The organism is Streptomyces sp. NPDC046303 (assembly GCF_055588085.1).
This window is the reverse complement of the sequence record NZ_JBVJFA010000059.1, coordinates 1-23,558: the sequence shown is the minus strand read 5'-3', so window position 1 is coordinate 23,558 and position 23,558 is coordinate 1. Positions and strand designations below refer to the sequence as shown.

Annotated in this window: 25 protein-coding genes and 1 pseudogene; 17 read left to right on the top strand and 9 right to left on the bottom strand. The window is 70.7% G+C overall.

Annotated elements, in window-relative coordinates:
- Nucleotides 1-1,184 precede the first annotated feature (1,184 nt).
- Nucleotides 1,185-1,606: pseudogene (locus tag ACZ6I1_RS33555) on the top strand (macro domain-containing protein).
- Between the two features lie 108 nt (nucleotides 1,607-1,714).
- Here ACZ6I1_RS33555 and ACZ6I1_RS33550 read toward each other — a convergent pair.
- From ACZ6I1_RS33550 to ACZ6I1_RS33530, 5 genes are all read right to left on the bottom strand, one after another.
- Nucleotides 1,715-2,182, bottom strand: a complete 468-nt coding sequence (locus ACZ6I1_RS33550; protein ID WP_469292783.1) for a nitroreductase/quinone reductase family protein — start codon at nucleotides 2,180-2,182, stop codon at nucleotides 1,715-1,717.
- A 208-nt stretch (nucleotides 2,183-2,390) separates the two neighbouring features.
- Complete coding sequence (locus ACZ6I1_RS33545) at nucleotides 2,391-2,576, bottom strand: hypothetical protein (RefSeq protein WP_361764096.1); 186 nt, start codon at nucleotides 2,574-2,576, stop codon at nucleotides 2,391-2,393.
- A 100-nt stretch (nucleotides 2,577-2,676) separates the two neighbouring features.
- Entirely contained in the window at nucleotides 2,677-3,687 is a 1,011-nt protein-coding gene (locus ACZ6I1_RS33540) for a YdcF family protein (RefSeq protein WP_469292782.1), read from the bottom strand.
- A gap of 24 nt (nucleotides 3,688-3,711) precedes the next feature.
- Nucleotides 3,712-5,337, bottom strand: coding sequence for an N-acyl-D-amino-acid deacylase family protein (locus ACZ6I1_RS33535; protein WP_469292780.1), 1,626 nt, complete (start codon nucleotides 5,335-5,337; stop codon nucleotides 3,712-3,714).
- Nucleotides 5,338-5,346: 9 nt separating this feature from the next.
- The gene (locus ACZ6I1_RS33530; RefSeq protein WP_469292778.1) at nucleotides 5,347-6,633 is read right to left on the bottom strand and encodes an alanine racemase; all 1,287 of its coding nucleotides are present in this window, start codon (nucleotides 6,631-6,633) and stop codon (nucleotides 5,347-5,349) included.
- A gap of 115 nt (nucleotides 6,634-6,748) precedes the next feature.
- On the opposite strand from ACZ6I1_RS33530, the gene ACZ6I1_RS33525 reads away from it, so the two are divergent.
- Both ACZ6I1_RS33525 and ACZ6I1_RS33520 read left to right on the top strand, forming a co-directional pair.
- The gene (locus ACZ6I1_RS33525) at nucleotides 6,749-7,561 is read left to right on the top strand and encodes an IclR family transcriptional regulator (RefSeq protein WP_469292776.1); all 813 of its coding nucleotides are present in this window, start codon (nucleotides 6,749-6,751) and stop codon (nucleotides 7,559-7,561) included.
- 6 nt (nucleotides 7,562-7,567) lie between these two features.
- Nucleotides 7,568-7,981, top strand: a complete 414-nt coding sequence (locus ACZ6I1_RS33520; protein ID WP_469292774.1) for a RidA family protein — start codon at nucleotides 7,568-7,570, stop codon at nucleotides 7,979-7,981.
- A gap of 102 nt (nucleotides 7,982-8,083) precedes the next feature.
- Here the strand turns inward: ACZ6I1_RS33520 and ACZ6I1_RS33515 are convergent, their stop codons facing one another.
- On the bottom strand, nucleotides 8,084-9,421 hold the full coding sequence (locus ACZ6I1_RS33515; RefSeq protein ID WP_469292773.1) for a M14 family metallopeptidase: 1,338 nt from the start codon (nucleotides 9,419-9,421) through the stop codon (nucleotides 8,084-8,086).
- 126 nt (nucleotides 9,422-9,547) lie between these two features.
- Nucleotides 9,548-11,242: a chitinase gene (locus ACZ6I1_RS33510; protein WP_469292772.1), complete on the bottom strand. Its 1,695-nt coding sequence runs from the start codon at nucleotides 11,240-11,242 to the stop codon at nucleotides 9,548-9,550.
- 352 nt (nucleotides 11,243-11,594) lie between these two features.
- Here ACZ6I1_RS33510 and ACZ6I1_RS33505 point away from each other — a divergent pair, with 352 nt between their 5' ends.
- The 13 genes from ACZ6I1_RS33505 to ACZ6I1_RS33445 all read left to right on the top strand — a co-directional run bounded on the left by ACZ6I1_RS33505 (nucleotide 11,595) and on the right by ACZ6I1_RS33445 (nucleotide 21,489).
- Nucleotides 11,595-12,533, top strand: a complete 939-nt coding sequence (locus tag ACZ6I1_RS33505; protein WP_469292771.1) for a hypothetical protein — start codon at nucleotides 11,595-11,597, stop codon at nucleotides 12,531-12,533.
- A 48-nt stretch (nucleotides 12,534-12,581) separates the two neighbouring features.
- Complete coding sequence (gene cpaB / locus ACZ6I1_RS33500) at nucleotides 12,582-13,283, top strand: Flp pilus assembly protein CpaB (protein WP_469292770.1); 702 nt, start codon at nucleotides 12,582-12,584, stop codon at nucleotides 13,281-13,283.
- 10 nt (nucleotides 13,284-13,293) lie between these two features.
- A complete protein-coding gene (locus ACZ6I1_RS33495) occupies nucleotides 13,294-14,583 on the top strand; it encodes an AAA family ATPase (RefSeq protein WP_469292768.1) in 1,290 nt (429 codons plus the stop codon).
- A 54-nt stretch (nucleotides 14,584-14,637) separates the two neighbouring features.
- On the top strand, nucleotides 14,638-14,967 hold the full coding sequence (locus ACZ6I1_RS33490; protein WP_469292766.1) for a TadE/TadG family type IV pilus assembly protein: 330 nt from the start codon (nucleotides 14,638-14,640) through the stop codon (nucleotides 14,965-14,967).
- Between the two features lies 1 nt (nucleotide 14,968).
- Nucleotides 14,969-15,337 (top strand): TadE/TadG family type IV pilus assembly protein, encoded by a 369-nt coding sequence (locus ACZ6I1_RS33485; RefSeq protein WP_469292764.1) that lies wholly within the window; start codon nucleotides 14,969-14,971, stop codon nucleotides 15,335-15,337.
- Nucleotides 15,334-16,758, top strand: a complete 1,425-nt coding sequence (locus ACZ6I1_RS33480; protein WP_469292762.1) for a CpaF family protein — start codon at nucleotides 15,334-15,336, stop codon at nucleotides 16,756-16,758. The genes ACZ6I1_RS33485 and ACZ6I1_RS33480 overlap by 4 nt, the downstream gene beginning before the upstream one ends.
- Nucleotides 16,755-17,693, top strand: coding sequence for a type II secretion system F family protein (locus ACZ6I1_RS33475; RefSeq protein WP_469292761.1), 939 nt, complete (start codon nucleotides 16,755-16,757; stop codon nucleotides 17,691-17,693). The genes ACZ6I1_RS33480 and ACZ6I1_RS33475 overlap by 4 nt, the downstream gene beginning before the upstream one ends.
- A gap of 19 nt (nucleotides 17,694-17,712) precedes the next feature.
- Nucleotides 17,713-18,603, top strand: coding sequence for a DUF5936 domain-containing protein (locus ACZ6I1_RS33470; RefSeq protein ID WP_469292784.1), 891 nt, complete (start codon nucleotides 17,713-17,715; stop codon nucleotides 18,601-18,603).
- A 3-nt stretch (nucleotides 18,604-18,606) separates the two neighbouring features.
- Nucleotides 18,607-19,296, top strand: coding sequence for a response regulator (locus ACZ6I1_RS33465; RefSeq protein ID WP_469292759.1), 690 nt, complete (start codon nucleotides 18,607-18,609; stop codon nucleotides 19,294-19,296).
- A 110-nt stretch (nucleotides 19,297-19,406) separates the two neighbouring features.
- Nucleotides 19,407-19,607 carry a hypothetical protein gene (locus ACZ6I1_RS33460; protein WP_469292758.1) on the top strand — a complete coding sequence of 67 codons (201 nt, stop codon included), beginning with the start codon at nucleotides 19,407-19,409 and terminating at the stop codon, nucleotides 19,605-19,607.
- Nucleotides 19,604-20,227, top strand: coding sequence for a pilus assembly protein TadG-related protein (locus tag ACZ6I1_RS33455; protein ID WP_469292757.1), 624 nt, complete (start codon nucleotides 19,604-19,606; stop codon nucleotides 20,225-20,227). Before ACZ6I1_RS33460 ends, ACZ6I1_RS33455 begins: the two co-directional genes overlap by 4 nt.
- A gap of 31 nt (nucleotides 20,228-20,258) precedes the next feature.
- Entirely contained in the window at nucleotides 20,259-20,846 is a 588-nt protein-coding gene (locus tag ACZ6I1_RS33450; protein ID WP_469292755.1) for a hypothetical protein, read from the top strand.
- Nucleotides 20,847-20,850: 4 nt separating this feature from the next.
- Nucleotides 20,851-21,489: an OmpA family protein gene (locus tag ACZ6I1_RS33445; protein WP_469292753.1), complete on the top strand. Its 639-nt coding sequence runs from the start codon at nucleotides 20,851-20,853 to the stop codon at nucleotides 21,487-21,489.
- 24 nt (nucleotides 21,490-21,513) lie between these two features.
- Here ACZ6I1_RS33445 and ACZ6I1_RS33440 read toward each other — a convergent pair whose 3' ends face one another.
- Both ACZ6I1_RS33440 and ACZ6I1_RS33435 read right to left on the bottom strand, forming a co-directional pair.
- A complete protein-coding gene (locus tag ACZ6I1_RS33440) occupies nucleotides 21,514-21,711 on the bottom strand; it encodes a hypothetical protein (protein ID WP_257554461.1) in 198 nt (65 codons plus the stop codon).
- 15 nt (nucleotides 21,712-21,726) lie between these two features.
- On the bottom strand, nucleotides 21,727-22,575 hold the full coding sequence (locus tag ACZ6I1_RS33435; RefSeq protein WP_469292751.1) for a helix-turn-helix domain-containing protein: 849 nt from the start codon (nucleotides 22,573-22,575) through the stop codon (nucleotides 21,727-21,729).
- 241 nt (nucleotides 22,576-22,816) lie between these two features.
- Between ACZ6I1_RS33435 and ACZ6I1_RS33430 the strand changes: the two genes are divergently transcribed.
- Nucleotides 22,817-23,272: an ATP-binding protein gene (locus ACZ6I1_RS33430; RefSeq protein ID WP_469292750.1), complete on the top strand. Its 456-nt coding sequence runs from the start codon at nucleotides 22,817-22,819 to the stop codon at nucleotides 23,270-23,272.
- The last annotated feature ends 286 nt before the right edge of the window (nucleotides 23,273-23,558 follow it).

Here is a 23,558-nt window from a genome sequence, read left to right as displayed (position 1 = left end):
CGCGTCGCTGCGCGATGGCCTTCGGCCACCCTTGACAGGCCGTCCCGCCCCGGAAAGCCAAGGACTGTCGGGAAGCCCCCAAAAGAACGGTCCACGGGTTCCAGGGACCAATCGGGGGACATCAGCGAGGCAGGGCCTGGCCCTTGGTCGGCACGCCCCCGCCCGGCCCCACCTGAAAGCGAAGCCGGGGCACCGCCTACGCGCCAGATCGCTACGCGCTCCTCACGTCTCAGCGTCCGGCGGCCGTCTGGGGCCGATACCCGCACCAGAGGGTGATGAGAAGCCCCCGGGGAGGGGGGGCGCGTCCGATCGCTACGCGCTTCTCACGTCTCGGCGTCCGACGGCCGTCTGGGGCCGGACATATGCCGCCCACGGTCGCCTCGGATGCCCCCTCACGCGACAGCGGACAATTTGCCCTATTTGGGCGGGCGGGGGAGGTGAATGGATCAGTTGACGGAGTCTGTTGGCGGAAATACCGGCGTCAGACTCCGATAGGGCGCTTCCTGCGCCTACGACCACCCGCAAGGGCGAGGAGGGGGCAAGGGTGCCCCATTCGGTGCGTGTTGGTCCCCAGATGGCCGCCGGACGCTGAGACGAGAGGAGCGCGTAGCGATCTGACGCGCCCCACCCCCTTCCCGGGGCTTCTCATCACCTTCTGGTGCGGGTAGGGGCCCAGGCGGCCGTCGGACGCTGAGACGTGAGGAGCGCGTAGCGATCGGGCGCGCCCACCCGCTCCCCGGGGCTTCTCATCACCTTCTGGTGCGGGTAGGGGCCCAGGCGGCCGTCGGACGCTGAGACGTGAGGAGCGCGTAGCGATCTGGCGCGCATGTCGGCCCCCGCCCCCGCCCCGCCTTCGGTTTCCGGTCGGGCCGGGTTGGGGTGTGGCACCCGCGACCGGGCCCTGGATCGCTGATGCCCCCTGCCCGTGATCGTGAACCCGTGGACCGTTCTTTTGGGGGCTTCCCGACAGTCCTTGGCTTTCCGGGGCGGGACGGTCTGTCAAGGGTGGCCGAAGGCCATCGCGCAGCGACGCGACCGAAGGGAGCGCCCTTGACAGGCCGGCCCGCCCCGGAGAGACAGTGGGACTGACGGGAAACCCCCAAACCCTCTCTGATGAGCCTCGAGGGCATCAGGCTCCCCGAAGCCCCGCTCCCGTCCACCCGTCCCGATGTCAGTGGTCCCGCATATCTTTTTGCAACGACCTCGGGGGCTGGGGCAAGGGGTTCGTGCTCGCCGTTTCGCGGCGGTGGGCGGAGCCGGAGGCTGCTTACCGGGCCTGGCATCGGGGGCGCAGCGGGAACGACTTCGGGCTCGGGGCCGTGCAAGTGGTGCGGGTGAAGCCCGATGTGTGGGTGGCCAACATGGTCGGCCAGCGGGGGATCCGCACCGGCAGCGGCGGCCCGCCGATCCGCTACGACGCCGCTACGACGCCGTTGCGCGCTGCCTCGCCGCGCTGGGCGATCACGCCATCGAGCGGGGCGCCAGTGTCCACATGCCGCGCATCGGGTGCGGGCTTGCCGGCGGCACCTGGTCGCGCATCGAACCGCTCATCACCGACGCGCTCTGCGCGCGGGACGTGGAGGTCACCGTGTACGACCGCGCGTGACACCCCGTCATGAAGCTTCGCGACACCGCTCCTCCGCCGCTGCCGTCGCCGCCGCCAACGGCGAGTTCCCTGCAAGTACCGCGACGACAGCGGCGTGGAGCAGGCCGGCTAGAGGTCCGACCAACCGTTTCTGCTTTCGATGATCACCAGCGGGATCACGCGGGGCGCCGCCGCCGTCTGGTCGTCCTCGTAGGCGGGCCACAGGCCCGTCATCATGTCCCAGTACATCTCCCGCTCGCCGGGCGTCGCCGTGCGCGCCACGGCTCGGGAGACGGAGGCGCCCACCTGGACGCGGACCTCCGGGTGGGCGGTGAGGTTCCCGTACCAGGCCGGGTGCTCCGGGGCGCCGTACGCGGCGGCCACGACGATCAGGCGGTCCGCGTCCTCGCCATAGATCAGCGGGGTGCGGACCGTCCGGCCGGTGGCGCGGTCGACCGTGGTGAGCAGCAGGGTGGGCACTCCGTGCCACAGATGCCCGTCGGCGCCCGCCGTGCTCGTGTACGCGCGGACGTGGTCGAGCCGCGGGCCGGGGCGCGGGTCCGTGGGGTGGTCCCAGTCGACATCGAGAGCGTGCATTCACCTGTCCTTAGGGTTGTGTCCCCCGGAGCGCTAACGACTCTTCACCGAGTCTGGATGCGGTCCGGTCCGTCCGCACCCCGCCATCACCCGCCATCACCCGCCATCACCCGCCCGCACCCCACGCCGCCCGCGGCCCCCCCACGCGAAAACACCCCGACCCGAGGGTGACCTCGGGCCGGGGTGCCAGCAGCGTTGGTGTGGAGCGCTACGGAAGGTAGCGCTCGATGACCTGCGGGCCTTCCTTCTCGATCAGCCGGCGCGCCTTCTCGACCCGCTCCGGAGTCGGGTCGTGGCCTGTCGCCATCACGAGGTCCTCGGGGTCGTACGGTCGCTCCCCGCCCGTGAAGAGCCGGTCCGACCGCGTGGGCTGCTGGTCCGATTCACTGTCCATCGCGTACCTCCTCCGATGTCCCCCGGTGGTCCTTTGCCCCATCCTCCGGCCGCGGCTCCATGAACGCACCTTGGCCCGAATGGAGGAGCCCGCGGAGGGCTCAGGCGGTGATCGTCGCCAGTGCGCCCAGGGCCACCAGGAGGCCGCAGATCCCCAGGTTCACGGCCTTGTGCTCCCAGAACACCGCGACGAACTCGCGGATCGTGGCGCTCGGCCAGAAGTACCTCGCCGTCGGCGAGCCGAGCACCTGCCCGTTCACCCCGGCCTTGCGGGCCATCATCGCGGCGCGGAAGGCGTGGAAGTTGTTGGTGACCACCACGCACCGGTAGTGCGGGTCGTCGGCCAGCATCAGTTCGCGGGAGAACCGCATGTTCTCCTCCGTCGTCCGGGACCGGTCCTCCAGCCGGATGTGCTCCGCGGGAACGCCACCCTCCGCGATCAGCCAGTCCGCCATCGCCCGGGCCTCGGAGACCCGCTCGTCCGAGCCCTTGCCGCCCGAGACCAGCAGCACCGGCGGCCGGCTGCCGCGGGCCAGCTGGGCCTCGTAGATCTCCTGCCCCTTGCGCAGCCGCGAGGCGAGCAGCGGCGGCACGCGGTCGCCGCCGATCAGGCCCGAGCCCAGCATCACCACGTGGTCGACGTCGCCGCGCACCCTGATCCGCCCGTACAGGAACGCGTACCCGAGGAAGCACAGGAAGACGAAGGAGACGTAGGCGACGACCAGGGTGAGGGTCGCGGCTATGCCGTCCGCGAGGGGGGAGCCGTACCGGCCCACGAGGAGCAGCAGCGCGATCATCCCGAAGATGCCGAGCCCCGCCAGCATCGACAGCAGGTTCGGCGGGCGGCTGCCTTCCTTGCGGATCATCGTCAGGCCGTTGGCGATGAGGAAGACGCCGAGCGCGAGGGTGCCGAGGGTGGGGACGGCGAAGACGAGCACGACCACGGGCACGGCCAGCCACTCCGGCAGCGCGGGTACCTGGAGCAGCAGGGCGAAGGAGGAGGTGATGAAGGTCAGGCCGAACAACACCGCGTTGCTGAAGCGGCGGCGGTCCCTTCGGGCGCTTGCGCAGAAGGCGAGGAAGAACAGGGCGGCGAGGGCGAAGGCGACCATCCGGTCATCGTAAATGCGCAGTTGTCACCCGGGTGGGGGAGCGGGAAGCGGGGTGCGGCGTACCGAGCGTGCGGCCAGGACGTCCGTGCGGCGTACCGAGCGTCCCGCCAGGACGTCCGTGCGGCGCCCGTCCCGCATCACGAAGCGCCCGTCGATCAGGACGTGCGGAATGCCGGTGGGCAGCGCCCGCGGGTTCTCGTACGTGGACCCGGCCGCGACCGTGTCCGGGTCGAAGAGGACCAGGTCGGCCCGGTGGCCGACGCGGACCACGCCCCGGTCGGGCAGGCGCAGGCGGGCCGCCGGGCGGCCGGCCAGGTGCGCGACGCACTCCTCGAGGGTGAGCACGCCGAGCTCGCGGACGTAGTGGCCGAGGTAGTGCGGGAAGGTGCCGTAGGCGCGCGGGTGCGGCTTCGCGCCCTGCAGGATGCCGTCGGAGCCGCCGGTGTGGACGCGGTGGCGCATGATCGCCCGGACGTTCTCCTCGTGCCCCACGTGCTGGAGCACCGAGGGCGCGAGCCGGTCGCCGAGCAGCAGCCGCCGGGCGGTGTCCCAGCCGTCGAGCCGCGTGCCGACGTACGCGGCGAAGGCCGGGTCCGCGACGCCGGAGACCTCGATCGTCGACCAGTCGACGGGGACCCCGTGGCAGCCGTCGGCGCCGGTCACCTCCAGCGCGTACCGGATCCGCTCGGCTTCGGCGTCGTCGCGCAGCCGGGCCAGGACCGCCTCCGGGCCGCCCGCGTGGGCCCAGCCGGGCAGGAGGGCGGCGAGGGTGGTGCAGCCGGGGGTGTACGGGTAGCTGTCGAGGGTGATGTCGCAGCCGTCGTCCAGGGCCGCGTCGAGCAGGGCGAGCAGTTCGGGGGCGCGGCCCCGGTTCTCGCCGAAGTTCATGGTGGCGTGCGCGAGGTGCAGGGCGCAGCCGGCCTCCCGGGTGAGGGTGACCATCTCGGCGTAGGCGGCCAGCGCGCCGTGGCCGTACGAGCGGTGGTGGGGGCAGTAGTAGCCGCCGTACCGGGCCACGACGCGGCACAGCTCGGTCAGTTCGGCCCCGGAGGCGTACATGCCGGGGGTGTAGGTCAGGCCGGAGGACATGCCGACGGCGCCCTCGGCCAGGCCGTCGGCGACCAGGTGCCGCATGCGGTCCAGTTCGGCCGCGGTCGCCGGGCGGTCGTCCCAGCCGAGGACGTAGGCGCGGACCGTGCCCTGCGGGACGAGGTAGGCGGCGTTGACGGCGCAGCCCTGACCGCCATGGGCCCGGTCCAGCCGGTCGAGGTAGCCGCCGACCGTGCGCCAGTCGAAGTCGATGTCGTCCCCCGGCCCGTTCCAGCCCGCGATGGCGGCCCGTACCCCGTCCAGGGTGCGGTCGTCGGCCGGGGCGTAGGACAGGCCGTCCTGGCCGAGGACTTCGAGGGTCACGCCCTGGGCGGCCTTCGCGCTGTGGTCCGGGTCGCGCAGCAGCGCGAGGTCGCTGTGGGCGTGCATGTCGACGAAGCCGGGGGCGAGGGCGAGGCCGTGCGCGTCGAGGGTCCGGCGGCCCCCGGCCGGGATCCGCCCGATCTCGGCGATCCGGCCCTCGTGCACGCCGACGTCCGCGGTGTACGAGGGCCCGCCCGTGCCGTCGAGGACGCGGGCCCCGCGGATGACCAGGTCCACGGCGGGGCCTCAGAAGAAGGTGCGGACGTAGTCGCCGACCGTGCCGTCGGACTCCACCACCGGGATCAGCGGCCACTTCTCGAAGATGGTGCAGGGGTGGGCCATGCCGAGGGAGACCCAGTCGCCGACCTCCAGTGTGGTGGCGTCGGCGTCCGTCTCGATCCAGGCGTGCTGGTCGGACAGCTTGGTCACCCGGATGCCGGTCGCGGCGCGCTCGGCGCCGTCGCGGGCGCTGCGCACGGTGAGCACCTCGGGCAGGCCCAGGTCGTAGGCGATGTCGCGCTTGCCGGCGTTGACGAAGGCCTGGCCGGGGGTGGGGCGGGAGACGACCTGGGTCCACAGCCGGAAGGCGGGGAGCAGGCCGCCTTCCTCGGGGACGCGGTTGAAGGGGGTCAGGCCCGAGTACCAGCCGTGGTCGTGGGAGACGTACGCGCCGGAGCGCAGCAGCGGCAGGACGGGCAGGGACAGCTCCGGGATCTCGGTGAAGACCTCGGCTACGGCGTCGAACCATTCGCTGCCGCCGGCGCTGACGATGACCTCGTCGAGGCCGGTGCCGGTGAAGTGGCCCTGCTTGTCGAGGTCGGCGGCGAGCGCGGTGAGGCGGCGCAGCCAGCCGCGGACGCTGTCGGCGTCGGCTCCGGGCATGGTGGCCTCGTAGCCGGCCACACCGGCCAGGCGCAGGGTGGGGGCCGCGGCGACGGCGTCGGCGACGGCCTGGCATTCGGCGTCGGTACGGATCCCCGTGCGCCCCTCGGCGCCGGCGCCGAGTTCGAGGACGACGTCGACGGTGGCGCCGCGGTCGCGCAGGGCGGCGTCCATGAGTTCGACCCCGCGGACGGAGTCGACGTAGCAGACGAACCGGAAGCCGGGGTCGGAGGCGAGTTCCCCGGCGACCCAGTGCAGGGCGGGCGCGTCCACGAGCTCGTTGGCCAGGAAGATCCGCCGGATGCCGAAGGCCCGGCAGACGCGGGCCTGATGGGGCATGGCCACGGTGATGCCCCACGCGCCGTGGTCCAGCTGGCGGCGGAAGAGCTGCGGTGCCATGCAGGTCTTGCCGTGCGGGGCGAAGGCGAGGGAGTGGCGGGCGGCGTACGTGCCCAGCGCGGTGAGGTTGTGCTCCAGCGCGTCCGCGTCGAGGGTCAGGACGGGGGTGGTGAACCCGCCGGTGTACAGGTCGCGGCGCTGCGAGGCGAGCCCGCCGACGGTGAGGCCGGCCGCGGTGGCGTCCGGGGGGAGGCCCTTGAACCGGTGGTCGACCGGCTCGTCGGCGAGGTCCTTGACGGGGTCGCTGGCCATGGGATGCCCTTTCGGGGTTGCGCTGTGTGCAACGGTCGTTGCGTATGCCGCTGCGTGCTGTCTAACATCCCGGGTGACGGTGGGTCAACGCCGCACGACGAGGAGGGCGCACCGCATGAGTCAGTCCGTGGAGCGGGCGCTCGGGATCCTGCCGCTGCTCGCCAAGGGCCCCGCCGGCCTCGGGCAGGTCGCCGACGAGCTCGCCGTGCACAAGAGCACCGCACTGCGCCTGCTCCGCACCCTGCACGAGCGCGGCTTCGTCTACCGGCAGCCCGACGGCCGGTACCGGCTGGGCGCGCAGCTGTTCGCGCTCGCCGCCGAGGCCGTCGAGAACCTCGACGTACGGGAGATCGCGCACCCCCACCTCCTCGCGCTGAACAAGGCCACCGGGCACACCGTCCACCTCGCCCTGCTCCAGGACGACGAGGTCGTGTACATCGACAAGGTCGACAGCCGATACCCCGTCCGCATGTACTCCCGCATCGGCAAGCCCGTGCCCCTGACCGTCGCCGCCGTCGCGAAGCTGCTCCTCGCCGACCTCCCCGAGGGCGAGCGCAGGAGCCTCGCGGCGCGGATCGACTATCCGCGCTACACCGCCCGCTCCACCCCTGACGCCGACGCCTTCCTGCGCGAGCTGGACCTCGTCCGCGAACAGGGCTGGGCCGCTGACCTCGGGGGCCACGAGGAGTCCATCAACTGCCTCGGCGCGCCCGTGCACGGGCCGGACGGGCGGGTCGTCGCCGCGCTGTCGGTGTCCGCGCCCAGTGTGGTCGTCACCGCCGAGGAGCTCATCCGACTGTTGCCGCTCGTGCGGGCCACCGCGCAGTCCGTCAGCCGGGACTATTCGGGATCACGGGAGCAGGAGCAGGAGCAGGAGCAGGAACAGGAACAGGAACAGGAACAGGGACAGGAACAGGAAGAGGACTGAGGACTCGTGGACGCGAAGAAGACCGCCGTCACCCCCGCCACCCACCCCCTCCCGCCCGCGCGGTTCTCGCACGGCGTGCGCAAGGGGAACATCCTGCAGGTCGCCGGGCAGGTCGGCTTCCTCCCGCACATCGACGGGCAGCCGCCCACCCCCGCCGGGCCGACGCTGCGCGAGCAGACCCTCCAGACGCTGGAGAACGTCCGCTCGGTCCTCGAGGCGGGCGGAGCGGGCTGGGACGACGTGATGATGATCCGCGTCTACCTGACGGACACGGGCCACTTCGCCGAGATGAACGAGATCTATGACGCGTACTTCGAGGAGCAGGGCCTGAAGGAGGCCCCCGCTGCCCGGACCACCGTGTACGTGGGCCTGCCGGCCGGGCTGCTCGTCGAGATCGACGCGCTCGCCGTCCTCGGCTGAGCCGTGCGGAGGGGCGCCCCCCTGGCGGTGGGGCGCCCCGGTGCGTGCCGTGCTGTGCAGTGCCGTTCCGTGCCGTTCCGCGTTGTTCCGTGCGTGCGGTGGTCAGGCGGTGCAGTACTGGGCTTCCTTGCCGATCGAGCGGTACATGCAGTCCGCGTTCTCCAGCAGCTGGAGCACCGCGTCCTTGTTGCGGGCGGTCTCGCGGTCGATCACCTCGTCGGGCGGGTAGAAGCCGCCGCCGCCCGAGCTCGCCGGGTACATCTCGAAGGTGTAGCCGAAGATCTTCTGGTCGCCCCACAGCCAGTCGTCGATCGTGCCGTCCGTGATGTACAGGTCGCTCGACTGCTCCGGGGTGTAGCCGTTGCTCGCCGCCATGCTGGTGCCGACCTTCTTGAAGGCGGCGAGGTCGTCGGCGGTCAGACCCGGCGCCGTGTCGTTGTACGTGTACCCGAAGGGCCACAGCACCAGTTCGCTGTACGTGTGGAAGTCGATCGCGGCCTTGATCTGCTGCTTGCCGCCGATGACCCGGCTGCGCACGAAGTCCGAGACCGCCTTCACCTCGGGCGCCGACTCGGCGGCCGGTCCGCGGTAGGTCTCGGAGCTCCTGCTGCCGCTGGAGCCGCCGCAGCAGCCCCACTTGTAGTTCCAGTTCCGGTTCTCGTCCGTGCCGACGTACGAGGAGCCGGAGTTCGGCTGGCGGTTCTTGCGCCAGGACCGGTAGGAGCCGGTGGCGATGTCGTACTCGCCGCCGTCCGGGTTGAGGTCCGGGATGATCCAGATCTCGCGGCCGTTGACGGCGTTGGTGATCCGCGATTCGGTGCCGTACTTGGAGCCGAACTCCTTGAGCAGGTACAGGGCCATTTCCACGGTCAGGTGCTCGCGGGCGTGCTGGTGGTGGGTGAAGAGCACCTCGGGCTCGGCCTCGTCCGTCGCGACGTTGTCGCTGATCTTGATGGCGACGAGGTCCCGGCCCTGGTACGACTTCCCGATCACCCGCTTGCTCATGATCCCGGGGTACTGGGCGATGCGCTGGTCGATCTCGGCATTGGCCTCGGCGTAGTTGTGGTACCGGGAGTCCGCCGAGGGGAAGTCCATCGGGCTCACCGCGATCCCGGGCTGGGAGCGCTCCGGCGGGCCGGGCAGCGCGGTGAGCTGGTAGCCCAGCCCGCGCAGGTTCTTGGCCTGCATGGTGTCGGCGCTGACCACGACCGTGTGGTCGTCCACCTCGTCGATCGACACGCCCGTCCGGAGCAGGGCGGTGCGGTCGGCCGCCGTGGCGGGGCCGTGGATCCGGTACTGGACGATGGCCTCGTCCTGGGTGGCGGTGGACGGGGTGGGCGGTGGGGACGCCGTCGCGCTCATTCCGTAGGCGGGTGCGCCCAGTGCGAGCGCCAGCAGGGCCGCCGTGACGGCGGCCCTTCGGCGGTAGTGGAGCCGCATGCGTTCTCCTGGGTGGGGAGTGTGGGGGTAGCCGTGCGGACGCGCACAGCGTGCTCTTGTGGCATGTGCAGGTCAATAGCACGCTGTGTCGGCCGACCCGAAACCGGCCACCCCCACACCTACCGCCTAGGGGAGGCTGTGGACCTTGGGACCCACCGCGTTGGACCAGGCACTACCCGCCTTGGCGTCCCAATTCGTCGACCAGGTCATCGCGCCGCGCAGGCCCGGGTAGGTCTTCGACGGCTTGAAGGAGCCGCAGCCCGTCCCGCGGGTCAGGCAGTCCAGGGCGTTGTTGACGACGGTCGGGGAGACGTAGCCGCTGCCCGCCCCGCTCGGTGAGGCCGGGACACCGATGCCGACCTGGGAGGGGTCCAGGCCGCCCTCCAGCTGGATGCAGGCCAGCGCGGTGAGGAAGTCCACCGAGCCCTGGGAGTACACCTTCCCGTCGCAGCCGTTCATCGAGCCGCTGTTGTAGTACTGCATGTTCACGACGGTGAGGATGTCCTTGATGTTCAGGGCCGTCTTGAAGTAGCCGCCCTGCGGGGACTGCATGTCGATGGTCTGCGGGGCCATGGTGATGACGAGCGAGGGGCCCGCCTTCGCCGACAGCGCGCGCAGCGCCTGCGTCATGTAGGTCGGGTTGAGGCCGTTCTCCAGGTCGATGTCGATGCCGGAGAAGCCGTACTCCTGCATCAGCGCGTACGCGGAGTTGGCCAGGTTGGTCGCGGAGGCGGAGTCATTGACCGAGATCGTGCCCTTCTCGCCGCCGATGGAGAGGATGACCGACTTGCCGGCCGCCTTCTTCGCGGCGATGTCCGCCTTGAACTGGGCGACGGTGTAGCCGCCGAGTCCGGCCGAGTCGAGGTTGAAGGCGATGGCGCCCGGCGTGGCCGTGGCGTCGGCGAAGGAGACGGCGATGATGTCGTACTGCGCCGAGACGTCGGAGATCTTCTGGACGGTCGCCCCGTTGTCGAAGTTCTGCCAGTAGCCGGTCAGCGCGTGCTGGGGGACGCCCGGGTTCGGGTTCGGTCCCCCGCCGCCGGTCGTGGTGCCGGTGACGGGCGCGGACTTGGGGCCCTCGCCCGCCGCGTTGTACGCGCTCACCTGGAAGGAGTACGAGGTCGAGGCGGCGAGCCCGGTGATCTGGGCACTCGCCGAGGACACCGTGCGGACGCGGACGCCGTCCTGATACACGTAATAGCCGGTGGCCCCGCTGACCGCGCTCCACGAAAGGGTGAGACCGCTCGAGCTCTGTCCGGAAACAGCGGTCCCGGACGGGGCGCCCGGGACGGACGGGCCCGGGTCGGTGCCACCGCCGCCGTCCGGGCCGAAGACGCTGAACTCGTCGACGGTGTAGGCCGGCTGGCCGTACCAGCCGTGGGTGTAGACGGTGACCTGGGTGGTCGCGGGGCCGGTGGTGAAGGTGGTGGAGAGCTTCTGCCAGCCCGCGCCCGAGCCGGGGGTCCAGGTGGAGACGTCCTGGGTGCCCGTCCCGGTCGCGCCGAGGTAGACGTAGCTGCCCTGGACCTGCGTGCTCAGCGTGTACGTCGAGTTCGGCTTGACCGTGACGGTCTGGCTGCAGCGGGCGTTGTCGGATCCGGCCGGGGTGCCCCTGAGGGCGCCGGCTCCGGCGTAGACCGGCGAGGAGACGGAGGCGCCGCTTCCGGCGGAACAGGACCAGTTGGCGAGCCCGGACTCGAAGCCGCCGTTGCGGGCGACGTTGATGTCCGCGGCCTGTGCGGTGCCGGTGGCGAGGGCGGTGAGGCCGCCCGCGGTGAGGGTGGCGGCGGCCAGAAGGGCGAGGGAGCGTATGCGGTTCACGTGGGCTCCGGTGGGGGGAGGAAAAGGGGTGAGGGGAGGGAGGGACGCGTGGGGGCGCCCCGGGAAAGGCCTGGCGCAGCCAAGTTGGTCCAGACCAATCCCCGTGTCAAGAGTCTTTGCGATGTGGCTGGAAATGCTCCATCGTCCGATCCCTGTTGTCCGGGTTTCCCGCCACCTGTGACATGTGCTGGTGGCACGGGAATTACCAAGCCCCTGCCCCGTCGGCGGTGACGCGGATATGGTGCTGAGGCAAGGGGGGAAGCGCGGCGATCGTTTGCGGTCGCGCAGTGTGTGCGTGTGCGCGACGGCTACGCGAACGGCCGTGGCGCACGGGGTGAACGGGGGGATTCGCGTGCCGACCGCCATCGCTGTCACCAGCGCCGATCTGGTCCTTCCCGCCCCCGACCGGCACACGCCCGGAGCGGCCGTACTGCCCCCGCCCGATCAGCTCGACCTCGCCGGCGCGCTCGACCGGACCAGCGCCCTGCTGGAGCGCCACGGCCATCTCGTGGCCGTCGTACCGCCCTGGCTGCCGCGGGCCGCCGTCCAGCGGCTGCACACCGTCCGCGCCATCCTCGAAACCGACCGGATCGCGCTCCTCGGCATCGATCTGCCGCCCCTGGGCACCGCCCTGCTGGTACGTCAGCTGCGCCAGCTCAGCGTCTGCGACTTCAGCCCCGGAGTCATCGCCTCCGCCGCCCGGCTGCTGTCCCACTACATCTACGCGGGCGCCCTGCTGGGCTCGGTCGCCAAACTCGACCGGGTTCCCGTCGGGCTCAAGGCGCACGCCAGGTCCTGGTCGCCGAGCGCGCAGTTCGCCGTACTCGCCCATCCGACGCCGCACCTGGCCAGGCTGGGCGGCTCCGGCAGCTCCGGCCGGTCCGGCGGCGCGCACGGCGGCGCGCACGGCGGCGGGCACGGGAGCGGGCACGGGAGCGGGGCCGTGCTGCCCGCCGGACCCGAGTTCGCCACCCACCTCACCTTCGCCCGCGGCCAGCTCGCCTCGGACTGGGTCGCGGCCGAACTCGCCCCCGCCTGGCAGGTGCAGGGCGTCATGGAGAACCCGCTGCCCGCCCACTCGCCCGGCTGGTGGGGCACCCCCAAACTCGTCGAATTCGCGGCCGGCATCCCGGACATCTCCGTGCTCTACCAGCTGGTCGCCTCGGTCCGCCGCGAGGAATGCCGCTGGTGCGGATTCGAACTCATCGGCGATCGCTGCGGATTCTGCGCCGCACCGCTGAACGCACCACCGCCGACAGCACCGGCGGGCACCGCCCGATCCAGACCCTGACCGATCCGACCCGACGAACGAACGAAGAACGGCGAGGTAGTACGGACCATGAACTCACGCCAGCGCCGCGGCGTCATTCTGCTGCTCCTGTCGGTCCTGTGCGCCCTGGGGGCCTTCGCCGGAGTCCTCGTGGTGATCGGCGACGTCAACTCCAAGGTCGGGTCCGAGGTCGTCGCGTACCGGGTCAAGGGCGACATCGCCCCGTACAGCCCGCTCGCGGCAGGGCAGTTCGAGGAGGTCACGGTGCCCAAGCGGTGGCTGTCGGAGACCGCCGTCACCGATCTCGGCGCCCTCAAGGACAAGATCGCGCTGACCACCCTGAAGAAGGGCTCGCTGCTCCAGGCGGACATGTTCGTGGACCGGCCCCAGCTCCAGCCCGGTGAGCAGGAGATCGCCATCATGATCGACGCGGCGACGGGCGTGGCCGGCAAGATCACCTCCGGCGCCAAGGTCAACATCATCGCCACCTTCAAGGGCGCCAAGGACACCGACCCCTCCCGGTCGGTGATCATCGTCGCCAACGCCCGGGTGCTGGGCGTCGGCAAGCTCACCGCCCTCGAGAAGGACAGCGACCGCAAGGGCCCCGCCGAGGCCGTCCCGATCACCTTCGCCCTGGGCACCAAGGACACCCAGCGCGTCGCGTACGCCGAATCCTTCGCGGAGCACGTGCGCCTGGCCCTGGTGGCCCCCGGCACCGACTCGGCGCCCAGCCCGGCCGAGCGCACGTACACCCTCGACGGGGACAAGTGAGGCGGCCCCGATGACCATCCGCATCCTGCCCGCGGCCGGCGACCCGGACGCCGCGCGCGCCCTCGTGACCCTGCTGAGCCAGCTCCCGGACTCCGAACCCGCCGTCCCGGTCCCCGACTCCACCACCCTGCTGGACACCCTCGGCCGGCTCGCCGCCGAATCGATCGACGAACTCCCCGAGGTCGTCCTCGTCCACGAGCGCATCGGCCCGGCGCCCGCCCTGGAACTCATCCGGGAGGTCGCCCTGCGCTTCCCGGCCGTCGGCGTCGTCCTGGTCAGCTCGGACGCCGGACCGGCCCTGTTCTCCGCGGCGATGGACTCCGGGGCGCGGGGCCTCATCGGCCTTCCGCTCACGTACGAGGAACTCGCGGCCCGGGTCCAGGCCGCCGCCCAGTGGTCCGTGGGCGTACGCCGCCACCTCGGGCGGGGCGCGGCCGAGGCCTTCTCGGGGCCCGGCGGCCGGGTGGTCACGGTCAGCGGGGCCAAGGGGGGCGTGGGGACCACCTTCACCGCCGTGCAGTTCGCGCTGGCCGCGGCCGCCTCGGGGCGGCGTACCGCCCTGGTCGACCTGGACCTCCAGGCAGGCGACGTGGGCTCCTACCTCGACGTGCAGTTCCGGCGCTCGATCGCCGACCTCGCCGGGATCCAGGACATCTCGCCGCGGGTCCTCCAGGACGCGGTGTACGACGACCTCACCGGCGTGGCCCTGCTGCTGGCCCCGGCGGACGGGGAACGCGGCGAGGAGGTCGACGAACGGGCCGCGCGGCTCGTCATCGGCGCCCTGCGCGCCCGCTACGAACTCGTCGTCATCGACTGCGGAACCCAGGTGACCGGCGCGAACGCCGCCGCGGTGGAAACGGCCGACGTGGCAGTGCTGGTCACCACCCCGGACGTGGTGGCCGTGCGGGCGGCCAAGCGGATGGTCCGGATGTGGGAACGGCTCCAGGTGCGCAAGGCCGAGGACACCGCGATGGTCGTCAACCGCTGGAGCAAGCACACCGAGATACAGCCCGCCCTGATCGAGAAGATCACCAAAACCCGCGCCACCCGCACCCCCGTCCCGGCGGCCTTCAAGGAACTCCAGGCCGTGGTCGACGCGGGCCGGGTCCAGGACCTGGACAACCGCTCCACGGTCAAGCAGGCCCTGTGGGCCCTGGCGGGGGAACTGGGCCTGCTGTCGCCGCCGGAGGCCAACGGTCCGCAGCCCGCCGGCACCGGCGCCCGCCCCGGCACCGGCGCTTCGCTGGCGGTCCGCGCCGCGGGCCCCGTGGCGCGGCTGCGCCGCGGCCGGGAGGGCTGAACCATGTCGCCACGGGGAGGACGGAGAGGGGCGCGGGACCGGGACCGGGGCCAGGTGGCGATCGAGTTCGCCGGCACCGTGCCGCTGATCCTGCTGCTCGTGGCGGCGGTGTGGGAGTGCGTCCTGATCGGCTACGCGTTCTCCCTGGCGGGCAATGCGGCGGACGAGGCGGCGCGGGCGGGGGCGGTGACCGGTGACGGCGCCTGCGTGGCGGCCGCGCGGGAGCACGTCTCGGACGCCTGGGGGATGACCACCGACTGCGGCCCCGCGGGCGACCTCTACAAGGCGACGGTGACGCTCCAGATCCCCGTCCTCTACCCGGGGCTCAACTTCGGCGAGATCCGCGGCACGGCCGGCGCGGCCATGGAGAGGGAGGGGAACTGACGTGAAGCGGCGCATGCGCTCCGACCGGGGCCAAGTGGCCATCGAGTACATCGGTTTCGTGCCGATCCTGCTGTTCGTCGCCCTGTGCGGGATCCAGTTGGGCTGGGTGGCGCACGTCCACGAACAGGCCGACACGGCAGCCCGTACGGCGGCCCGGGTGGAGGCCCGCAAGGGCAGCGGAGGCAAGGCCGCGGGCGAGGCGGCCGTGAAGGCGAGCCTCGGCGCGAAGGTCGACGTCTCCAAGGACTCCGACACCGTGACCGCGGTGGCCAGGATCGAGATCAAGGCCATCGTGCCCGGGCTGGACATACCGGCCGCCGTGGCGACGGCCGTCATGCCCAACGACGACCCGAAGGGCCCCCGACCATGAGCCTGCGATCCCGGGTCAACACCCCCGACGACCGCCACAGCCCGCGGGAGGACGGCCGCCTGGTCTCCTCGTACCGCGCCAAGCTGCTGGAGGAGATCGACCTCGCCGAGATGTCCGCGCTCGCGCCCGCCGAACGCCGGGCGCGCCTGGAGCGCGTACTCGGGCACATCATCAGCCGCGAAGGGCCCGTCCTCTCCACCGTCGAGCGCGCGCAGCTGATCCGCCGGGTCGTCGACGAGGCCCTCGGCCTCGGCGTGCTCGAGCCGCTCCTCGAAGACCCGTCGATCTCCGAGATCATGGTCAACGGCCCCGACCAGATCTTCGTCGAGCGCGCGGGCCGCGTCGAGCAACTGCCCCTGCGCTTCGCCTCGCACGAGCAGCTCATGCAGACCATCGAGCGCATCGTCTCCACGGTCAACCGCCGCGTCGACGAGGCCAATCCGATGGTCGACGCCCGGCTGCCCAGCGGCGAGCGGGTCAACGTCATCATCCCGCCGCTGTCCCTGACCGGTGCCACCCTCACCATCCGCCGCTTCCCGCGGGCCTTCACCCTGCACGAGATGATCGCCCTCGGCTCGCTGGAGGAGCAGATGCTCCTGCTGCTGTCGGGGCTGGTCGCGGCGAAGATGAACGTGATCGTCTCCGGCGCCACCGGCACCGGCAAGACGACCCTGCTCAACGCCCTCTCCGGCCTGATCCCGGAGGGCGAGCGCATCATCACCATCGAGGACTCCGCCGAGCTCCAGCTCCAGCAGGCGCACGTGATCCGCCTGGAATCCCGCCCCGCGAACGTCGAGGGCAAGGGGCAGATCACCATCCGCGACCTCGTACGCAACTCCCTGCGCATGCGCCCCGACCGCATCATCGTCGGCGAGGTCCGCGGCGGCGAGACCCTCGACATGCTCCAGGCCATGTCCACCGGCCACGACGGCTCCCTGGCCACCGTGCACGCCAACAGCTCCGCCGACGCCCTGATGCGCCTGCAGACCCTCGCCTCCATGTCGGAGGTCGAGATCCCCTTCGAGGCGCTCCAGGACCAGATCAACAGCGCCGTCAACGTCATCGTGCAGCTCACCCGCTTCGGCGACGGCTCGCGCCGCATCACGGAGATCTCGATCCTCGAATCGCACGGCCGTGAGCCCTTCCGGATCACGACCGTGTGCCGCTTCGTCGCCCAGCCCATGGGGTCGGACGCACGCGTCCACGGCTACTTCGCGTACTACCCGCTGCCCCGTCCGATCGCGGAACGCCTCTACATGTACAACCAGCCGATCCCGCAGGCCTTCGGCGTCGCCCAGCCGGACGACGACCCGCTCACCGGCCCCCTCACCGGCCCCCTCACCCGTCCGGCGCCCGGCCCCGGCACCGGCCCGGTCACCGGCCCCCTCACCACTCCCCGCATCACCCGGACCGCCCTGTGAACGCAACCATCCTCCTCACCCTCGGCGCCACGCTCCTGGCCTGCCTGCTCGTGGTCCTGGGCGTACACGCCTACGCGGCGGGCCGCGCCCAGCGCGCCGCGCTCATCGAACGGCTCTCGGCGACCGGCGCCCCGGCGCCCGCCGGCCGGCGCCGCCGGTTCGCCGGAGTCGACCGGCGGCTGCGCAAGACGAAGCTGGGCCGCCGCATCGAGATCAAGCTCGCGGTGACCGGCCTCGACCTGACGGCCGGGGAGTTCTTCGTCTCCATGTGCGCCGCCGTCGTCGGCGTCTGGCTCGTCGCCGCGTCCTTCCTGGCGCCCTTCTTCGGCCCGGTGGCCGGCCTGATCGGCCTGTGGGCGGCGAACGCGTTCCTCAACTGGCAGCGCACCCGCCGCACCGAGCGGTTCATCAACCAGCTCCCCGACCTGGCCCGCATCCTCGCCAACGCCACCCAGGCCGGGCTGGCCCTGCGTACGGCCATCGGCATGGCGGCGGAGGAGCTGGAGGCCCCGGCGGGCGAGGAACTCGCGCGCGTCGCCAACCGCCTCGCCGTCGGCCACTCCATCGAGGAGTCCCTGGGCGAACTGACCGAACGGCTGCCCTCGCGGGAGCTCGTCGTCCTGGTCTCCACCCTCGTCCTGTCCGCCCGTGCGGGCGGCACGATCGTGGAGAGCCTGCGCAACCTCACGGTGACCCTCGAGCAGCGCAAGGAGACCCGCCGGGAGATCCGTACGCAGCTGTCCCAGGTCACGGTGACCGCGTACCTGGTCCCGGCCATCGGCCTGGGCTCGCTCCTGCTCGTGGACATGATGATGCCGGGCGCGCTGGACCGTATGACCGGTGCCTTCATCGGCCAGACGGCGGTCCTGATCGCCCTCGGCCTGTTCAGCCTGGGCTTCGTCCTCATCCGCCGCCTTTCCAAGATCGACGTGTGAGGGGGCTGCTGCCGTCGTGATCGCTCTCCTCCTGGCCGTGGCCCTGGCGTTGTCCGTCCTCGGCGTCTTCCACGGGATCCGGCTCTACCGGGCCGACGTCAAACTGCCCACCGACCTCGCGCTGGCCCTGGAGGTCGGCGCCACCCGCACGACGGCCGTCGGCTCGCTCGTGGACCGGATGGGCATCCGCTGGGCCCCGGCGGTCCTGCGCCTGATGGGCCCGGGCCAGGTGGCCCGCAAGCGCCGCCAGATCGACATGGCGGGCAACCCGGCCGGCCTGACGATCGACCGCTACGCGGCGCGCCGCGCGGTGTACGGGGCCCTCGGCGCCCTGGGCGCCTTCTCGATGCTGATCAACGGGCAGCTCGTACCGGCCCTCCTCATGGTCGCCTTCGGCCTGTTCTGGATCGAGGTCGGGCTGTGGTCGGCGATCCGGGTCCGCCGCGACCACATCGAGCGGACCCTGCCGGACTTCCTGGACGTGCTCGCGGTGGTGGTGAGCGCGGGGCTCGGCTTCCGGCAGGCGCTGGAGCGGGTGGCGCACAAGTACGAGGGCCCGTGGGCGGACGAGATCCGGATCACCCTGCAGCAGATGGACATGGGCGTGAGCCGCCGCCAGGCCTTCGACGAGCTGCGCCGCCGCAACGACAGCGAACAGGTCGCCCAGTTCGTGACCGCCCTCCAACAAGGCGAGGAACTCGGCTCCCCGATCGTGGACACCCTCATCGCGATCGCCGACGACATGCGGCGTACGGACGCCCAGAACGCCCGGCGGCGGGCCGCCCGGGCCGTTCCGAAGGCCACGTTCGCGGTGACGATGTTCATGCTGCCGGGCACGCTCATCCTGCTGGTGTGCGGTTTCGTCTACGGCGCGAACGTCGACTTCGACGCGCTGTTCGGGGGTGGCTGAGCCGTGGCCGCCCGACTGAGCGTGCTCATCGCCGACGACAACCCGGTCATCAGGGCGGGCCTGGCGGCCATACTCGCGGCGACCGAGGACATCGAGGTCATAGCGCAGGCGGGCGACGGCCGCGAGGCCCTGAGCCTGACCCGCCGGCACGCCCCGGACGTGGTCCTCCTGGACGTCCGGATGCCGGGGGTGGACGGCATCTCGGCCCTGCCGCACCTCGTACAGCTGGCTCCGGTGCTGATGCTGACGTACAGCCGGGAAGCGGAAATCGTCCGCGAGACCCTGCTGCTGGGCGCGGGCGGCTACCTCGTCCACGGCGAGTTCACCGCCGACGACCTGCTGCGCGCGGTCCGCGACGCCCCCGAAGGCCGCCCCCACTTCACCCCGACGGCGGCGAGCGCCCTCCTCACCGAACTCCGGTCCTCTTCGCAACAGCAACGAACTGTGGCACCCTCGTCAGAGCGGATGCACAACTCTGTTGTCTTCGGGCTGAGTTCGAGGGAGGTGGAGGTCATGGATCTGATCGCGTCCGGGATGAACAACCAGCAGATCGCCGCCGCCTGCTTCATCAGCGAGAAGACGGTCAAGAACCACATCAACCGCATCTTCGCGAAGCTCCAGAGCACCACGCGCAGCGAGGCCATAGCCCGCTGGCTGGGAACCGCCCGTCCAGGAGTGACCGGTCATGGGTAGACGGAGTGCGCAATGGGTCCGTATTTGGGTCCCGGGACCCTTGGTTACGACTGGTGACACGCCGTACCGTCCGCACACCAGCAGTGGCACCGGCCCGGGAGGAAACCCCCATGTTGCAGAACACCCTGGCGAGGATGCGCAAGCGCTACGCGGGCACGGGCGCGAGGGATCGCGGCCAGACGGCTTTCGAGTATCTGGGGATCATCTTGGTGGTCGTTGTCATCATCGGGGCGATGGTCGGTACGGGGATCGGTCAAGGCATCACGAACAAGATCAAGGACCAGATCGCCGGGATTACCGCGGGCAAGTGATCCGGTGCAGGGTCGGCGACCGCGGGCAGGCTTTCCCTATCTACATCGTGGTGGTGGTAGGTCTGCTCTTTGCTGCGTTGGCCCTCTTCGTCGTCGGCCGGGCTTCGGTCGTACGGAGCGATGCACAAGGCGCTGCGGACGCTGCGGCACTGGCGGCAGCTCGTGATGCCAGAGACCATCTGGTGCCAGGAATTGATCTACTCACGCTCAAGCCGGATGGGTGGCAAAGGCTCCTCGAAGGTGGGCTCTTGGATGCGGGTGGCGCCTGCGCCGCAGCCCGTGACTTCGCCGCGAAGAACGATGCCACGGCTCAGTGCGAGCCGAGTCTGCCGCGATTCAGAGTCGAGGTGACAACCACAGGCACGGTTGGAGACTCTGTGGTCCCCGGGGCCAGTGGGCTGCACGGCACGGCCAATGCCACGGCGGTCATAGAACCTCGCTGCCACTTGGGGGCGGCGGGCTCTGATCCGTCGCCGTCGCCGTCTCCCGATGCTGAGCAGAAGCCCGTCTCCGTCGAGATCAAATGCAAGGGCGGTGGGATCATCAAGTTCGACCCTGCAAAGCCCGAACCCTGGCGCACCTTGGCGCGGACATTTTTCGCCGTGCGACTGGTTGACTGACAGTGAACGACAGAGTGAGGAAGCAGAGTAGATGAGCATGCGGCACATGGTGAAGGTCCGTGGGGGATCGGCCGTAGTGGTGGCGGCGGCCTTGGCTCTCATGCTCGCCGGATGCAGCAGCGGCGACGACAAGAAGCCGCAGGAGTCTCAGAAGCCGTCTACCTCTCAGTCGGGGGGTGGCGCATCTGCACCAGCACCCAGCGCTAGTCAAGTAGCCGAGCCAACTGAGGTGCTGGCGACTGCAAATGGGGAGGAGGGAGTCGTCCTTGTGGTCAACTCGGCGACACGCGATGCGGGAGGATTCCTGACGATCAGCGGGCAGCTCAAAAACACAGGCGCTAAGGACTTCACACACACCACTGCTTGGCGCGGCAATGAATTGACCAGTAGCGGCGAGTCCGTCGCCGGGGCAACTCTCGTCGATAAGGCAGGAAAGAAGCGCTATTACGTGCTGCGTGATACCGATGGAAGGTGTCTCTGCACCACGGGAGTGAACGCCATCGGGGCCGGTAAATCGGTCCCCTTCTTCGCGCAGTTTCCCGTGCCGCCGGCTACGACTGCAGAGGTTGAGTTCAACCTGCCCACCTTCGCCACGGCCACCGTCAAGATCACCGGGTGACCCCATGACAAAAAGCCACCGCACCACCGCCGCCACGGCCGTCGTTGGTCTCGTCATCGCCGGGGTCCACTTCGTCGGCGTGAGCACCGCCCACGCCGACGAAGTCAAGCCCTCCGTACCCCCCGGCGCAGAGCCATCGGCCTCCGCTCCCGTGCCCATCGACTCCAGCTCGCCCGGCCTGAAGATCCCCCAGGGCGGCACCCTCGCCCCCGCCAAGGTGCTCGACATCGCCGAAGTCGTCGAAGACCTCGGCGGGGAGCAGCGCCGGCAGGAGACCAACCAGACGGTCATGATGGCGCTGCAGTCCGAGGTCCTGTTCCCCGAGGACAGTGCCGTCTTCAACGCCCAGGCCGCCGCCCGGATACAGGCCATCGCCGCCGAGATCAACAGCCAGAAGGCGACCCGCGTCCGCGTCTTCGGTTTCACCGACGACCAGGGCAGCTACGAGCACGGCAAGGAACTCTCCAAGCAGCGCGCGGACGCCGTGCAGGCCGAGCTGGCCAAGACCGTCACCAACCCGAGCGTCGTCTTCGACGTACGCGGGTACAGCGAGGACTACCCGATCGCCGACAACGGCACCGAAGAGGGCCGCAAGAAGAACCGCCGCGTCGAGATCACCTTCCCCCGCACCGCGGGCGGCTGACGCCAGGCGGTCGGAGCCATGGCCTCAGTCGGCCAGCAGGTGGTCGGCCTTGCCTGCCTTGATGTCCCGGATCAGTTGACGGAGGGCGTCCGCCGAGTCGGTGAGGTACGTGTCCTCCCGGCCGGCGATGGCGATGTAGCTGTTCCCGCCCCCGTCCACCCCTATTCGATAGCAGGAGTTTCCTTCGCCGCAGAACGGCTCCTCCCAGGTCACGTCAGGCATGGAGTCAGTCCCCTCTCACAGCTGGCTGGCGATGGTGTGGATAAAGTTCCGGGAGTCCTCTGGAGACAGCGCGAGTTTCTCCAGCACGTTGAAGTGTGCTCGGTACTTGCTGAGTTGTGCATCGGCGTAGAGGAAGTCGGGGCCGTGCGCGTTGTCGACCTGGACGGTGTCGAGCTGCATGGTGGGGCCTTCCGCGTAGAGCACGGTCTGGCCCGCGCCCGGGAATCCACCCGCTTCGAACGGGATGACGAGTAGGGTCACGTTCTCCTGCGCCGACCGATCGAGCAAGTGCTCCAGCTGAGTGCGGAGAACCCCACGCCCGCCGAACTGCATCCGCAAGGCGGCTTCGTGCACGATCGCGACGAACTCGCGCGCGCCGGCGCCGTCCAACAACTGCTGGCGTTCGGCGCGAAATGCCAGCCGCAGCGCTACCTCGTGTTCAGGCAAGCGGGGGATGACCATCCGGAATACGGCAAGCGCGTGGTCCGACGTCTGGAGGAGCCCCGGCATGTGCACCGAAAAGGCGCCCCGCATGCGGCTGCTGTGCGCCTCCAGCTCCGCGATGTCCAGGAACCCTTGCGGTAGTTGACCCCGGTAGCGGTCCCACCATCCGCGACTGGGCGCGGCCATCGCCGTCAGGCCTGCGATGTGCTCCTCATCGGTCACGGCGCAGCTGCAGGCCAGTGTCCGCAACCGCTCGGCGGAGATGGCGCGCGTACCGGACTCCATGGCGGAGATGGCTCCTCGGTCCACGCCCAGCAGTCCGGCCGCGTACTCGGCCGAGAGGTCAGCCGACGTGCGCATCCTGCGTAGCTCATACCCCAGCCTCTTCTGACGCTCTGTGGGTGCGGTCCTCGCGGTCATGGCGTGCAGTCTTGCGTGTCGGTGCCCGGCCTGGCCACGCACGGATGATTTCTCCCGTCGGACGGGCCAAATGTGGCCCGCTCGCGCTACGTTAGGTAGTGCACCGCTCGCGCAGGGGAGTTGAAGTGCATCGCCGCAGCATGCCTCGGGCCTCGGCGACGAGCCACGCTCCCCGCCTCCGCGTCGGCCATCCGTGCGCGTCGAACTCGCCGTAGTCACCTCCGACCTCAGGGAGTCCGCGATGTCCGCCCAGCCCAGCCACCCCAGCCACCCCAGCCATCCCAGCAACCCCTTCACCGCCTGCCCCGCATCCCCGCCCGAGCCAGCCGCAGGCGAACCGCCCGTGCTCGACACCCTCACGTGCAGCCTCACCGTCCCCGGAGCCCCGTACAGCGCCCAGATCGCGCGGGCCGCCGTACGGTCCGTCCTGCACGCGTACCGGCTCGATCCGCTCGCTCCCGCCGCCCTGCAAGTCACCGGGGAACTGGTCGCGGCGGCCTGGCGCCTGGACCCCGGCCGGAGCCTGTACCTGTCCGTCCGCTATCGCGACGACTCGCTCCGCCTGACCGTCTACGACGGCCACGCCCCCCACGCCCACCCCCCGGCTCGCCGCCCACTGCGAGGCGCGGCGGCGGATGGCCCTGCGGCTCATGGGCGCGGTGGTCCGGGAGTGCGGCGGGGTCTGGGGTTTTGGTGACTCCCGCGAACCCGGCGGCGGGACGCGGACCTGGGCGAGCCTGCCCCGGCTCGGCGCCGCCGGCTACCTGGGCTGAACGTTCGCCGCCCGACCTGGCGGTATGTCATGGGTACGTCACAACACGCTCGTTGCTCGTTGCACGAGCGATGTAAGTTGATAGAAGTGAACATACTTACGATCATTCTGGTGTGCGGGGGTGTGGGATGAAGTTCGACATGGGGACGCAGGTTCTGACGAACCTGATGTCGGGGTCGCGTAACTCGAATACGGATCTGGGTGCGCTGAT